Origin of the sequence: Pseudomonas taiwanensis DSM 21245 (assembly GCF_000425785.1) — a bacterium.
In the GTDB taxonomy this organism is placed as follows: Bacteria; Pseudomonadota; Gammaproteobacteria; order Pseudomonadales; family Pseudomonadaceae; genus Aquipseudomonas; species Aquipseudomonas taiwanensis.
Genome location: NZ_KE384453.1, coordinates 115,247 through 129,610, shown reverse-complemented (window position 1 = coordinate 129,610; position 14,364 = coordinate 115,247). Strand labels below are relative to the sequence as shown.

The 14,364-nt window shown below is 63.0% G+C and carries 14 protein-coding genes; all 14 read right to left on the bottom strand.

What is annotated here, in order from left to right:
• Nucleotides 1-21: 21 nt before the first annotated feature.
• On the bottom strand, nt 22-990 hold the full coding sequence (gene fliM, locus H620_RS0125265; protein WP_023381519.1) for a flagellar motor switch protein FliM: 969 nt from the start codon (nt 988-990) through the stop codon (nt 22-24).
• A 9-nt stretch (nt 991-999) separates the two neighbouring features.
• Nucleotides 1,000-1,497, bottom strand: a complete 498-nt coding sequence (gene fliL, locus H620_RS0125260; RefSeq protein WP_023381520.1) for a flagellar basal body-associated protein FliL — start codon at nt 1,495-1,497, stop codon at nt 1,000-1,002.
• A gap of 298 nt (nt 1,498-1,795) precedes the next feature.
• Nucleotides 1,796-3,127, bottom strand: coding sequence for a flagellar hook-length control protein FliK (locus H620_RS0125255; RefSeq protein ID WP_023381521.1), 1,332 nt, complete (start codon nt 3,125-3,127; stop codon nt 1,796-1,798).
• A gap of 72 nt (nt 3,128-3,199) precedes the next feature.
• Nucleotides 3,200-3,547: an Hpt domain-containing protein gene (locus H620_RS0125250; RefSeq protein WP_027908243.1), complete on the bottom strand. Its 348-nt coding sequence runs from the start codon at nt 3,545-3,547 to the stop codon at nt 3,200-3,202.
• A gap of 60 nt (nt 3,548-3,607) precedes the next feature.
• Entirely contained in the window at nt 3,608-5,299 is a 1,692-nt protein-coding gene (locus tag H620_RS0125245) for a fused response regulator/phosphatase (RefSeq protein ID WP_023381523.1), read from the bottom strand.
• Nucleotides 5,300-5,307: 8 nt separating this feature from the next.
• The gene (locus H620_RS0125240) at nt 5,308-5,613 is read right to left on the bottom strand and encodes an STAS domain-containing protein (protein ID WP_023381524.1); all 306 of its coding nucleotides are present in this window, start codon (nt 5,611-5,613) and stop codon (nt 5,308-5,310) included.
• Between the two features lie 132 nt (nt 5,614-5,745).
• Nucleotides 5,746-6,198 carry a flagellar export protein FliJ gene (gene fliJ, locus H620_RS0125235; RefSeq protein WP_027908242.1) on the bottom strand — a complete coding sequence of 151 codons (453 nt, stop codon included), beginning with the start codon at nt 6,196-6,198 and terminating at the stop codon, nt 5,746-5,748.
• A 6-nt stretch (nt 6,199-6,204) separates the two neighbouring features.
• Nucleotides 6,205-7,563, bottom strand: coding sequence for a flagellar protein export ATPase FliI (fliI, locus tag H620_RS0125230; RefSeq protein WP_027908241.1), 1,359 nt, complete (start codon nt 7,561-7,563; stop codon nt 6,205-6,207).
• Nucleotides 7,553-8,314: a flagellar assembly protein FliH gene (gene fliH, locus H620_RS0125225; protein ID WP_023381527.1), complete on the bottom strand. Its 762-nt coding sequence runs from the start codon at nt 8,312-8,314 to the stop codon at nt 7,553-7,555. Before fliH ends, fliI begins: the two co-directional genes overlap by 11 nt.
• Before the next feature lie 161 nt (nt 8,315-8,475).
• Complete coding sequence (fliG, locus tag H620_RS0125220) at nt 8,476-9,495, bottom strand: flagellar motor switch protein FliG (RefSeq protein ID WP_023381528.1); 1,020 nt, start codon at nt 9,493-9,495, stop codon at nt 8,476-8,478.
• Nucleotides 9,488-11,266 (bottom strand): flagellar basal-body MS-ring/collar protein FliF, encoded by a 1,779-nt coding sequence (gene fliF, locus H620_RS0125215; protein ID WP_027908240.1) that lies wholly within the window; start codon nt 11,264-11,266, stop codon nt 9,488-9,490. The genes fliG and fliF overlap by 8 nt, the downstream gene beginning before the upstream one ends.
• Nucleotides 11,267-11,282: 16 nt before the next feature.
• Nucleotides 11,283-11,615 (bottom strand): flagellar hook-basal body complex protein FliE, encoded by a 333-nt coding sequence (gene fliE, locus H620_RS0125210; protein WP_023381530.1) that lies wholly within the window; start codon nt 11,613-11,615, stop codon nt 11,283-11,285.
• A gap of 107 nt (nt 11,616-11,722) precedes the next feature.
• On the bottom strand, nt 11,723-13,099 hold the full coding sequence (locus H620_RS0125205) for a sigma-54-dependent transcriptional regulator (protein WP_023381531.1): 1,377 nt from the start codon (nt 13,097-13,099) through the stop codon (nt 11,723-11,725).
• On the bottom strand, nt 13,099-14,316 hold the full coding sequence (locus H620_RS0125200; protein ID WP_027908239.1) for a sensor histidine kinase: 1,218 nt from the start codon (nt 14,314-14,316) through the stop codon (nt 13,099-13,101). Before H620_RS0125200 ends, H620_RS0125205 begins: the two co-directional genes overlap by 1 nt.
• Nucleotides 14,317-14,364: the final 48 nt, after the last annotated feature.

Here is a 14,364-nt window from a genome sequence, read left to right as displayed (position 1 = left end):
TGGAGAGCGACCGACGCGCCTTCAGCGGCGCTCGATCGGGTCGATGATCTGCAGTGCCAGGTTGCCTTTGTGCGAGCCCAAGCGGGCCTTGAACGACGGCACGCCATTGGCACGCAGCACCAGGTGTTCAGGCAGTTCCACCGGAATGACGTCACCGGGCTGCATGTGCAGCACATCGCGCAACTTCAACTGGCGACGGGCAACCGTGGCGCTCAATGGCACGGACACATCGAGCACGTCTTCGCGCAAGGCCTTGACCCAGCGCTCGTCCTGGTCGTCCAGATCGGATTGGAAACCGGCGTCGAGCATCTCGCGCACCGGCTCGATCATCGAATAAGGCATGGTCACGTGCAAATCGCCGCCGCCACCGTCCAGTTCGATATGGAAGGTCGACACCACCACCGCCTCGCTCGGGCCGACGATGTTGGCCATGGCCGGGTTGACCTCCGAGTTGATGTACTCGAAGTTGACCGGCATGATCGCCTGCCAGGCTTCCTTGAGGTCGACGAAGCACTGGTCCAGCACCATGCGGACCACGCGCAGCTCGGTCGGCGTGAATTCACGGCCCTCGATCTTGGCGTGACGACCGTCACCACCGAAGAAGTTGTCCACCAGCTTGAATACCAGCTTGGCGTCGAGAATGAACAACGAGGTGCCACGCAACGGCTTGATCTTCACCAGGTTCAGGCTGGTAGGCACGTACAGCGAATGCACGTACTCGCCGAACTTCATCACCTGCACGCCACCGACGGCCACGTCAGCCGAGCGGCGCAGCAGGTTGAACATGCTGATGCGGGTGTAGCGGGCAAAGCGCTCGTTGATCATTTCCAGGGTCGGCATGCGACCACGGACGATCCGATCCTGGCTGGTCAGATCGTAGCTCTTGATGCTGCCGGGCTCGGCAGCGCTCTCGGTCTGTACCAGCCCATCGTCGACGCCATGCAACAGGGCGTCGATTTCATCCTGGGACAGCAGGTCCTGTACGGCCATTGCGGACTCCTACTGCAATACGAAATTGGTGAACAGCAACTGGTCGACGACCGGTTTGCCGACTTCCTTCTGGGCAACTTCCTGCACCACCGCGGTGGCTTTCTGGCGCAGCATCTCCTGCCCCACGGGGCTGCCGGCCAACGTGTCGAAGCCCTGTCCGGAGAACATCATCACCAGGTTGTTGCGGATCACCGGCATGTGCACCTTCAGTGCATCCAGGTCTGCCTGGTTGCGACCTTGCATGGTGATGCTCACCTGCATGTAGCGCTGGCGGCCGTTCTGGTTGAAGTTGACGACAAAGGCAGGGGCCAGTGGCTCGTAAATCGCGGCAGGCTTGATGTTGCTCGCGGTCGGCTCGGCGGCCGGTGCGGGTTCGCTCTTGTGCATGATGAACCAGGTGGCACCTACAGACAGGCCAACCGCCAGCAGCAAGGCCAGCACCAGCAGCAAGATCAACTTGAGTTTGCCTTTAGAGGCGGGGTCTTTCACTGCGTCGCTCTTCGCCATGCCAATAATCCGTCGTCCATCAGGGTTTCAAATGAGGATGACGTGGCTTGAGCAAGTGTTATGCCAGATTTGACATAGCGGGCATGACGGATGCCAGACGGGGGATGGAGATCGAGCGCCGCCCGCGCGGCGCATCGCCAGCAAGGCTCGCCCCTACGTTTGTTTCGGACCCCTGATTCCTGTGGGATGTGCGCGCGACCGCTTTGGTGCTCGGCGCGATAACGCGTGCGTCTGCAGGAGCGAGCCTTGCTCACGATGCGCCGCGCGGGCGGCGCTCGACCTCACCCCACCACAACCCTCAGGCGTAGTAGTCGACCGCACTGTCGCCGATGACAACCTGCTGCTCAACCGGGCGTGAAGCCTCGGCAATCTCACCTTGCTCAGCGCCACCCTGGCCACGCCGCGCCGCGACCCCGGACAACTGCGACCCCTGCTGCTGAGCCTGCTGTTGCTGCTGCCCACGCGACTGGTCGGCCACGTTCACATCCGGTTGCGCCAGCCCCTGCTGGGCGAACAGCTCGCGCAAACGGTGCACCTGACTGTCCAATGCATCACGCACGCCGGCATGGCCACTGATGAAGGTCACCTGGGTCGACTGGTCCGCCGCCACATTGACGCGAATGTCCAAGCGCCCCAGCTCAGCAGGTTCCAGCTGGATATCCGCCGACTTGAGATTCTGGCTGGACAGGTACATGACCCGGTTCACCAAACCTTCGGTCCAGGCGCTCTGGTGCATGGCCAGCGGCTGGTGCAGCGGGCTGCTGGTCACCGGCACCGCATTGGCGGTCTTGGCCGTGGCGGCCTGGGTCAGGTTGGCCAGGCGGTTGGCAAAATCGTCCACACGGGTATCACTGCTGGCGCCCTTGGTGTCTTTCAACCCGTCTTCGAGCAGTGCACTGAATGCCTTCTCACCGGTTTCCGACTGCCCGCTGTCAGCCTCCGGCTTCTCGACCATGTTCGCCAAGGTATTGACGGCCACCTGACCATCATCACTCTGCGCCTGAGACGCATCGGCAGCCGGGGCGGCATGTGCCGACACCGTGCCTTTGGCCTGCGCGCTCTGCTCAAGGGCCAGGCGCAGGGTCGGCAAGTTGGCCAGCGGGTCGACCTCTGGATCGAACGCTTGCATCTCTGGTTCTTCCGGCAATGGGCTGACCAGCTGCGGTTTGACAGGCTGCGCCGCAGCCTGCAGCACCGGTGCCACCGCTTCTGCCTGGGCCTGGATCAGTTGCGCGCCTGGCTGTGCGTCGGTGACCTGGCCAGCGACCAGGCTCGCGTCCAGCACGCTCAAATCATTGACTGGCGCAGCATTCGCCTCGGCATCGACATTAGCACCGGCCTGGCTTTGATCGTCCGCTGGCAATTTATTGCCGCCATCGGCAACACCTGGCTTGTCGGCAGTTTCTTTCTTGCCGTCCTGGGTCGCCTCAGGCTTGTCCTTCGGCTTGGCTGCCGCAGCCTTGTCATCTCGGGCAGGCACGGTGTCACGGCCCTGCTTGGCCATCACCTGGTCAAAGCCGCCGCCCTGCCCGCCCGCCGCCTGCGGCGACTTGTCGACCACCGAGCCGACCCCGCGCGACGGCTTGCCCACGGCGTTGGCTTGCAACAAAGGATTGGATGCGACAGGCATCGAGAGGTCTCCGCGCCGAATACAAAAAAAACGTCTGGGCAAAGACAGGCAAAACTCGCGCCAAGTCGCAATTCAACCGGCGGAAACGCGCGCGCGCTCACCACGATAGAAGCGTTGAACCTCCAGGTATTCCTGGTCGATTCGATTGATCAGGTCTTCGATGCCATACAACGGCTGCTGCCTGACCCGCTCTTCCAGCTCATGGCACAAGCTCGCCAGGCCGACCGCGCCCATGTTGCTGCTACTGCCCTTGAAGCTGTGAGCTGCAATACCGAGCTCATGGGCATTCTTGGCCTCGTGCAGCTGGCTCAACCGTCGTTCGGAGTCTTCCAGGAAAGTCTCCAGCAATTGCAGGTAGCCATCTTCCATGACCTCCTGCAAATCGCTGAGCACCTTGAAGTCAATATGCATGTCAGTCACTTGTTCACTCCTTGATCAAGCTGGATTATGCCTGAGCCGTCCCACGACCCACCATTGGGCTTACCAGTCGAAGCAGACCCGCGCGCAACGCCCACCCTCGATCCATTGGGCACTGTCACCCAGCCGCTGCACCAGCCCCAGGCCGCGACCGCTGAGCCCCTGCTCCTGGGGCGTGCGGGACAACACCTGGCAAACATCGAAGCCCGCGCCAGTGTCACGCACTTCAATGGTCAGACGCCCGCCACGCTCCAGCGGTTCAACCCGCAGGTCGATCCGCACATGGCCTTCGACCAACGAAGCCAATCGCCGGGCGCGTTCCTGATAATAGTTGGCAAAACCCTGAACATCACGTTTGAGCCGCGAATCCAGGCCCAGCACACCATGTTCCAGGGCATTCGAATACAGCTCACTGAGCACGCTGTGCAAACGACCGGTACTGGGCCGAAGGCCATGGATCTCTTGCAGCAATTGGACCAGGTATGGCACCGGATTGAACCGCTTGAGGCTTTCACCCCGCAGCTCGAACCCCAACGACCAGTCCAAAGGACTGGAACGCCCGCTGTCAGAGTACAACGTCGGCGCAGGCACCTTCTCGCCTGGGGCGAACATGCGGATGTCGCACAGACTGATGTCATCCCTGGGCCGTCCGCCAAAGCGTTTGAGCGCCTGCATGACCTCTTCGAACAGCAGGCTGGGGTCACGGTTGTCGGCCAGCACCTGACGCAGGCGCTGCACACCGAACAGACGCTCTTGGTCATCGGCCGTATCGACCACGCCATCGGAGAGCAGCAACAAGCGCTCGCCCGGCGCTAGCGGAAGCACTTCGGTACTGTCGTCGAAACGCTCTGGAGCCAGAATGCCGAGCGGCAGGTGACGCGAGCTGAGCACCGATAGCACCTCGCCACTGGCCGACAACCGGTAACCGTCAGGCATACCGCCGTTCCAGACTTCCACCAAACCGCGCTGCACGCTGAGACTGAGCAACAGCACGCATGCGAACATGTCCACTGGCAGGATACGCTTGAGCTTGGCGTTCATTTCGCGCAGGGTCTGCGCCAGCCCATAGCCCTTGGCGGTCATGCCATAGAACACCTCCGCCAGTGGCATGGCGCCGACGGCAGCGGGCAGGCCATGGCCGGTGAAGTCCCCCAGCAATACATGCATGTCACCGGAAGGCGTGAAGGCCGCCAGCAACAAATCGCCATTGAACAAAGCGTAGGGCGATTGCAGGTAGCGAATGTTGGAAGCGGACAGGCAGCCGGAGTGCGCCACCTTGTCGAACACCGCCTTGGCGACCCGCTGTTCGTTCAGCAGGTGATGGTGATGGCGGGCGATCTGGTCGCGCTGTTCAAGCACCGTGGCCTGCAGGCGACGCAGGCGGTCCATCGCTCGGATCTTGGCGCCGAGAATCACCGCGCTGTACGGTTTGGCCATGAAGTCGTCGCCCCCGGCCTCCAGGCAGCGCACCAAGGCATCCTCCTCACTCAACGAGGTGAGAAAGATGATCGGCACCAACGCCTCTCCCGCCAGGGCCTTGATCTGCCGCGCGGCCTCGAAGCCATCCATCACCGGCATGAGTGCATCGAGCAACACCAGTTGCGGTCGCCGCTCGATGAACAGCGCCACCGCCTGCTCTCCGTTTTCAGCGGTAAACACCTGGTGTCCCTGGCGCCGGACGATTTGCGCGAGCAGCAGACGATCGGCCGCGCCGTCCTCCGCCACCAGCACGGTCAACGCCTGATCAGTCGCCATCGCGACACTCAACTGATGTCGAACAGTTTTTCGAAATTGGAGATCGCCAGAATCTTGCGCACATCATCGCTGGCGTGCACTACTCTCACGTCCGATTCGTCGCCACCGGCGTGGTCACGCAGCAACAGCAGCATGCCGAGCGCGGAACTGTCCAGGTAGGTAGCGTCCTTGAGATCGACGACCACCGAGTCGGGTCGACGATCCTGGCGCTCGTAAGCATCCCTGAATTCCTGATGCTTGCCGAAATCGAAGCGCCCCTTGATCTTGATCGTCAGTTTTTTTCCGTCCTGCGAAAAATCACTCTCGACTGCCATGCTAGCGATTCCTTCGATGATGGCGAATGCAACTCTTCAATGTTTAGCAGCCACTGGCAAGGGGTGCAAGGCGCCCGGTCTTTTCAGCGCCCCACGCCGGCACCGACCTGCTGGCGACAAGACCGGTACCACCTACGGATGCCCCTGCCTTGGCAGCCGCTGCGACAACTCATCCAACAGCCTCTGCTCACGCTTGTCCTCGGCCCGCCGCGCCTCGTCCATGTACCGCTGGACCAGCTTGCGCAGCCCTTCCACTCGGGCATAGGCCTGCTGCCAGGTGCCACGGGCATTGTTGAGGTTGGTCTGATGCCAGTTGAGACTCTGGCGCTGCTGGGTCATGGCCGTTTCAAGCTGCCCCAGGAAGCGTTGATAGTTCACCAGCCAACTGCCGTTGACACCCTGGCCACCGCGATTGATCCACTGCGCCTGGTAGCCCTCACGGAAACTTTCGAGCTCGGCCAGCTTGGCCTGGGCCTGGGCCACTTGTTGCTGGAAGTGCCCAAGGCGCTGGGCAGCCTTGCGCTCGGCCTCTTCGGCCATTTCCACCACCGGCGCCAGGCGCGCGGCTCGGCTAGGGGAGGCCATGGTCTATCAACCGGCCGCCGGGGGCGTGAAAATCATCCCCAGCTGTTCGCGGCTCTGGGTCATGCCGACGTTTTCGTCCAGCCCCTGGCGCAGGAAATCCACCAGCTTGGGCTGCAAGGCAATGGCCAGGTCCGTCTCAGGATCACCGCCAGCCACGTAGGCGCCCACGCTTATCAGGTCGCGACTTTGCGACAGGCGCGACCACAACTGCTTGAACTTCTGCGCCTGGCGCAAATGGTCAGCATCGACCACCTGGGGCATGACCCGGCTGATGGACGCTTCGATATCGATGGCCGGGTAATGCCCCTCCTCCGCCAGGCGCCGCGATAGCACGAAGTGACCGTCCAGCACGCCGCGCGCCGAGTCGGCGATCGGATCCTGCTGGTCATCGCCTTCGGAAAGCACTGTATAGAACGCGGTGATGGAGCCACCACCCGGCTCACCGTTACCCGCCCGTTCCACTAACTTGGGCAGCTTGGCGAATACCGATGGCGGGTAGCCGCGAGTCGCCGGCGGCTCACCGATGGCCAAGGCGATTTCCCGCTGGGCCTGGGCAAAGCGAGTCAGCGAATCCATGAGCAACAGGACGTTCTTGCCCTTGTCACGGAAGTATTCGGCGATCCGGGTGCAATACATGGCGGCGCGCAACCGCATCAGGGGGGCATCGTCGGCGGGTGACGCCACCACTACCGAGCGCTTGAGGCCTTCTTCGCCCAGGATGTGCTCGATGAACTCCTTCACCTCGCGGCCCCGCTCGCCGATCAGCCCGACCACGATGATTTCGGCCTCGGTAAAGCGGGTCATCATGCCCAACAGCACCGACTTACCGACACCGGTACCGGCAAACAAGCCAAGACGCTGGCCACGGCCGACCGTGAGCAGACCGTTGATGCTGCGGATACCGACATCCAGCGGCTGGCTGATGGGGTCGCGGTTCAGCGGGTTGATCACCGGGCCATCCATCGGCACCCAGTCTTCGGCCTTCATGCCGCCCTTGCCATCGAGCGCACGACCGGCGCCGTCAAGCACCCGGCCGAGCATGCTCATGCCCATGGGCAGCCGTCCGCTGTCATCCAGCGGCACCACCCGCGCCCCCGGGGCGATACCCGCGATGCTGCCCACTGGCATCAGGAAAACCTTGTTACCGGCAAAGCCCATGACCTCGGCTTCGACCTGCACCGGGTGGTAGCTGTCGTCATTGATCACCAGGCAACGACTGCCCACGGCAGTGCGCAGGCCTTCGGCCTCCAGGGTCAGCCCCACCATTCGCAGCAGGCGGCCCTCGACCACCGGCTGGGCAGGCAGCTTGATCGCCTCGGCATAGCTGCCCATGCGCTTGCCGAAACTGGTGCGATCAAGGCGCATCGTTGTCGCCCAGCTCGATGCTGAGGTCCGGCGTCGCCGGATGCAGCGACTGGTCATGCAACTGGTCGAACAGCTGCGCTACCGCTTTCTCGATGCGAGTCTCCATGGTCGCGTCGATGCGACTGTGGGCCGTCTCGATACGACAGCCGCCCGGCAGCAGGCCCTCATCCTCCAGCAACTTCCAGCTTTCCTCGTGACGCTCGCGCAGGGCCTTGGCCAGCTCGAAGTCCTGGGGATTGAGGTGAATACGGATGTTGTCGGCGCCCATGGGCAGCAGTTTGAGCGCCTCGCGCAGCACGTGGGTGATCTGGCTGGAGTCGGTGTGCAGCTCGCGCCCGATCACCTGCCGGGTCATGTGCGCGACCAGGTGCACCAGGCTTTTTTCGATCTGCGTGTCCTGCTCGGCAATCGGCTCGAGCAGGTTGCTCATCAACTGCTCCAGGGTCGCCAGCTTGGCCGACAAGGCTTCTTCGGCCTCCTGGCGCACCTTCAGCTGGGTGCTGTGAAAACCTTCGCGCTCGCCGGTGGCGAAACCTTCGTTGTAGGCTTCCTGGCGGATCGCTTCGAGTTCTTCGAGCGTCAGTGGCTGGACTTCTTCCAGCGGCACCTCTTCGACCTCTTCCTCGATGATTTCTGGCTCGGGTTCAGGCTCTGGCTCGGGCTGCGGATCGAAGCTGGGCAACGCCCAGACATCGACGCCCTCGAGGTCGCGGGCGCGGATCAGGTCGCTGGGGTGTTCAGTGGTGGACATGCCGTCAGATTCTCAAAAACATGTTCAGCCGATGCATTCGCTGCAGGCGCGGGTTCACCCGCGAATGCGTCGGCAAGGGCAACCTCATCGGCTGGCCTGGTGCATTCGCGGATAAACCCGCGCCACAGGGGCAGCACCAGCCAGCATGAACCGGCAACCTTTTAAATCATTTCCTCGGCGCCCTTGCCGCCAAGCACGATCTCGCCGGCTTCGGCCATACGACGGGCAATGGTGAGGATTTCCTTCTGCGCCGTTTCCACGTCGCTGACGCGCACCGGGCCCTTGGCCTCCAGGTCGTCGCGCAGCAGCTCCGACGCACGCTTGGACATGTTCTTGAAGATCTTGTCCTTGACCCGCTCGTCGGCGCCTTTGAGCGACACCACCAGCACGTCGGAGGATACCTCGCGCAACAGTGCCTGGATGCCCCGGTCGTCGACATCGGCCAGGTTGTTGAAGACGAACATCAAGTCTTCGATCTGCTCCGACAGGTCGTTGTCGATTTCGCGGATCGAGTCCATCAGTGCACCTTCCACGGAGCTGTCGAGGAAGTTCATGATGTCGGCTGCACGCTTGATACCGCCCAAGGTGGTCCGCGCGGCGTTGGAGTTGCCCGAGAACTGCTTCTCGAGGATCTGGTTCAGCTCTTTAAGCGCCGCCGGCTGCACGGTGTTGAGCGACGACACACGCAGGATGATGTCCAGACGCACCTTGTGGTCGAAGTTGCTCAGCACTTCGCCAGCCTGGTCGGGGTCGAGGTAGGCCACCACGATCGCCTGGATCTGCGGGTGCTCGTAGCGGATGACGTCGGCCACGGCTCGCGGCTCCATCCACTTGAGGCTGTCCAGGCCGCTGGTGTTGCCACCGAGCAGGATGCGGTCGATCAGGCCGTTGGCCTTGTCTTCGCCCAGCGCCTGGTTGAGCATCTTGCGGATGTAGCCATCAGAGCCAACCCCCAGGCTGGTCTGGTCGCCGACGATGTCGACGAACTCGCTCATCACCTGCTCGACCTGCTCTCGATGCACATTGCCCATCTGCGCCATGGCCACACCGACCCGCTGCACTTCCTTGGGCCCCATGTGTCGCAGGACCTGGGCGGCATCGGTTTCGCCCAGGGACAGCAGGAGAATGGCCGCTTTGTCGACGCGGCTCAGCTTGGCGGCAACGGCTCGGTTATCACTCATCGGCGTTAATCCACTCTTTCACGACCTGAGCCACACGGCCCGGATCTTCGGCCACCAGGCCCTTGATTGCGTTGAGCTGTGCCTCATACCCTTCGGAAGGGCTTGGCAACAGAATGCTGCTCGGGCCACCCAAGCTGACGCGGTCGTTGGCCAACTCGCCATCCAGACCGATCATGCCGCCCAGCTCCATGTCGCTGTCCGTGGCAGCCTGCTTGCCGCCGCCGGTAATGTTGTTGAGCACCGGACGCAGCACGCCGAACACCAGCACCAGGATGAACAGTACACCCAGGACCTGCTTGACGATGTCCCAGAACCACGGCTGCTGGTAGAACGCGATGTCGGCGATCTCTTCGCCACGGTCGGCAGCGAACGGTACGTTGATCACGGTCACGCTGTCGCCACGGCTGGCGTCGAAGCCTACCGCGTCCTGCACCAGGCGGGTGAACCGCGCCAGGTCCTCGGCCCCCCAGGGGGTGCGGGTGCTCTCGCCGCTGGCGGCGTCGACCTTGACCTGGTCGTCGACCACCACGGCCACCGACAGGCGGGTCAGGCGACCTTGTTGTTGACGGGTGTGGCTGATGGAGCGGTCAAGTTCGAAGTTCTTGGTGGTCTGCTGCCGCTTGTCGGCCGGGTACGGCGCAAGCATCGGCTGGCCGGTGGCCGGGTCCATGATCTGCTGACCATTGGCATCCACCAGGGGCTGGCCCGGCTGGATGGCGCCGGCAGCGGGTGCGGCAGCGGTGGCATTCTCGGGCGCCGAGGCGCCTGCCGGCGGCTGATTGCTCAGCGCACCCGGCACACCCTGCGGGCCCTGGCTGCTGCTGCGCTGCTCGTTGACCGACTGCTCGCTGCGCAGCGCCGGTTGGTCCGGGTTGAACTGCTCGGAGGTGGACTCCACCGCGCTGAAGTCAAGGTCAGCGGACACTTCGGCCTTGTAGCGGTCGTTGCCCAGGACCGGCTGCAGGATATTGTGCACGCGCTGGGTCAGCATGCTTTCCATGCGGCGGCTGTAGTCGAACTGCTTGCCGGCCATGGTCAGGGCGGTGTCCTGCAACTGGTCGGACAGCAGGTTACCCTTCTGGTCGACCACGGTGACCTGCGACTTTTCCAGTTCCGGTACGCTAGTGGCGACCAGGTTGACGATGGCCATCACCTGACCCGCCTCCAGGGCACGGCCTGGATACAACTCGACCAGTACCGACGCACTTGGCTTGCGCTCGTCACGGACGAACACCGAGCTTTTAGGGATCGCCAGGTGCACACGCGCCGCTTTGACATTGTTCAGGCTGGAGATGGTCCGCGCCAGCTCACCTTCCAGGCCACGGCGGTAGCGAGTGGCCTCCATGAACTGGCTGGTGCCCAGGCCTTGCTCTTTGTCGAGAATCTCGAAGCCTACATTACCGTCGCTTGGCGCCACGCCGGCAGCAGCCAGTTTCAGGCGCGCACGGGAGAGGTCGTCGGCCTTGACCAGTAGCGCACCGGAGTTAGGCTCGACGTTGTAGGGAATGTCGGCAGCCGCCAGCACGTCCATGACCTGCTTGGTGTCCATGCCGGCCAGGCTGCCGTACAACGGACGATAGTCAGGCTGTTGCGACCAGAGCACCACGGCGAAGCCGATCGCCACGCTGGCTGCCAGCCCGACCAACAGGCCGACCTGACGCAGCATGGGCATCTGCGAGATGTTTTCCAGGAACGCCATGCCGAACAGCGGCGGCTTGGCCACTGGCGGGCCACTTTTGGCGGGGGCGTTATCGACGACTGCTTCGGCCATGACTTAACTTCCGTCCTTAAACTGGCATCTGCATGATGTCCTGGTACGACTGAACCAGCTTGTTACGTACCTGCGTCAGGGCCTGGAAGGACACCGAGGCTTTCTGCGAAGCAATCATCACGTCGGTCAGGTCGACGCCGCTCTTGCCGATCTCGAAGGCATTGGCCAGCTGGGTGGACGCCTGCTGGGTCTCATGCACCTTGTTGATGGCCTGGCCGAGCATGTCGGCGAAGCTGCTTTGGCCTGGCGCCAGCTCTGCGGCGACCGACGCCTTGGGCGCGGACATGGCTTCGGCCTGCATGGCACGCATGTCCAACATCAGACGATTGAATTCAACACCTTGGCTCATGGACTTCTCTCTCCGGCGGCCGCATTTTTTTGACACTGATGCAGCGGATAGCCTGGAGCTAGCAACAAGAGTGCCAGCCCGCACACCATCCTGCTAATTCGTGGTTTTCAACCGTACAGACTGGCTTCTACATCGAGCCCGGCATCCCGCATCTGCGCCAGCTTGTAGCGCAAGGTGCGTGGGCTGATCCCCAGCCGCTCGGCAGCTTCCTTGCGGCGCCCACGTTCGGCGCGCAGGGTGTCGATGATCATCTGGAATTCGTGACGACGCATGTCATCACCCAACCCAGAGCCCTCGACCGTCAAATCTTCAGATAATGGCGCAGTAATGGCACCGCCCGAAGTCGCCAAGGGTATGGCGCCAGCCAGGCAGAAATCCGCCGCCTCGATGACCCCGCCTTGCTGCAGGATCAAAGCCCGCTGCAGCGCATTGTCCAACTCTCGGACGTTGCCGGGCCAGGCATAACCCTGCAGGCAAGCCCGCGCATCGGCGGACAGCCGCACCGGCGCATGCTTCATCTTCGCCACATGGCGCGCCAGCAGACGCTCGGCCAGCGGCAGGATATCGCCACTGCGTTCGCGCAGCGGCTGCCACGCCAAGGGGAATACCGAAAGACGGTAGTAAAGGTCCTCGCGGAATCGCCCCGCCGACACTTCACCCGCCAGATCACGGTTGGTAGTGGCCAGTACCCGAATATCCAGCGTGACCGGCTTGCGCCCACCTACCCGCTCCACCTCGCGCTCTTGCAGCACGCGCAGCAACTTGGCTTGCAACCCCAGCGGCATCTCGGAAATCTCATCGAGCAGCAAGGTGCCGCCGTTGGCCTGCTCGAACTTACCCTCCTGGGCGGCGATCGCACCGGTGAAAGCGCCTTTCTCGTGACCGAACAAGGTCGCTTCGAGCATGTTGTCCGGAATGGCCGCGCAATTGATTGCCACGAATGGCTGCGCCGCACGCAACGACTGCTGGTGAATGTAACGCGCCAGCACTTCCTTGCCGGTGCCCGACTCACCCGAGATCAACACCGTGGAGTCGCTGCGCGCAACCCGCGCCGCCAACTCCAGCAATTGCCGGCTGGCCGGCTCGCAAGCCACTGGCCCGTCTTCGTCAGCCGGCCCCACCCGCCCTGCGGCATGGCGCTCCACCAGGCTTAGCAACGCCTTGGGCTCGAACGGCTTGACCAGGTAATCGACAGCGCCCTGGCGCATCGCATCGACGGCGCGCTCCACCGCAGCATGAGCGGTCATCAGCAGCACCGGCAAATGGGGGTGATGACGGCGCAACTGCGCCAAGAGTTGGTGACCGTCCATGCCCGGCATGTTCACATCACTGACCACCAGGCTGAACGCCTCGCCGCTTGCCGCTTCGAGCGCCTCTTCGGCACTACCGACCGCGCGGTAGCCATAGCCGCCGATTTCCAGGGTGTCGCCCAGCGCCTGGCGCAACACGCGGTCATCCTCGACCAGCAGCACCTTGATCTGCATTACATGACCTCCACTGGCTGCCCATCGATCAATGGCAGCTCTACCCTGACACAGGTGCCTCGCCCCACTTTCGAACGCAGGCACACGCGCCCTTGGTGCGCACGCACGACCGCCTTTACCACCGCCAGGCCCAGCCCGGTACCAGTGGCCTTGGTGGTCACGAACGGCTCACCCAGACGTTCGAGCACATCAGCCGCGATACCGCAGCCGGCATCGCTGACACACAGGTGCAGCACCTGCTCTCGCCGATACAGGTGCACCTTGATCCGAGCCTGGCCACCACTGGCCTGCAAGGCATTTTCAAGAAGGTTGAGCAACGCGCCGACCAAGGTGTCGCGATTGCACAGCAACTCCCCCAGATGACTGTCACACTGCCAACGCACGGCATGCCCCTGGACATGCGACTGCGCCGCCTGCTGCAGCGCCTGGAACAACCCCTTGGGCGTGATGCGATCCCCCAACGGCAACTCGCCACGGGCAAACACCAGCATGTCGCGCACCTGGTGCTCCAGTTCGTGCAAGCGCTCCTTGAGATTGCTGGCGAAGCGATGCCGCGTCTGCGGCGCAAGGGTTTGGCTATCGTCCGCCAAATGACTGGCGTAGAGCATGGCCGCCGACAACGGCGTACGAATCTGATGAGCCAGAGAAGCGACCATGCGCCCGAGGGACGACAGGCGCTCGTGACGGGCCAACTGGTCCTGCAGGCGCCGAGTTTCGGTCAGGTCATTGAGCAGTACCAACTGACCGGGCTCAGCGTCCAGCGAGCGCGTGGCGATGGACAAGCGCCGCCCATCGCGCAGGGACACCTCGTGGCCGTCATCCTTGCGCGGGGCGAAACTGCGAGCGATCACTTCGCGCCACAATTGTCCCACCAGCGGCTCACCCAACAGGTCGCACGCGGCCGGATTGGCCTCGCTCACCAGCCCCTGCCCATCGATCACGATGATCCCGCCCGGCAGCAAGTCCAGCAGATTCTGCAAACGATTGGCCAAGCGTTCCTTCTCTCCCAGCTCATCCATGCGCTGCGCACTGACGACCGCCAACTCGCCACGCAGCTCGCTGACGCGCGCCTCGAGCATGTTGTAGGACTCGTTGAGCTGAGTGGATACCTGATTGAACAGAGCGAAGGCCTGCTCAAGCCCCTGTCGACTCTCCTGTTCGACCGAGGCACCCCCTTGCGGATTCGGGGTTCGGGAAAAGTGGGCGGCCTGGGGCATCGTGCTCTCTCGCGTGGCTGACCGTCATAAAAACGGTATGGTGCCAGC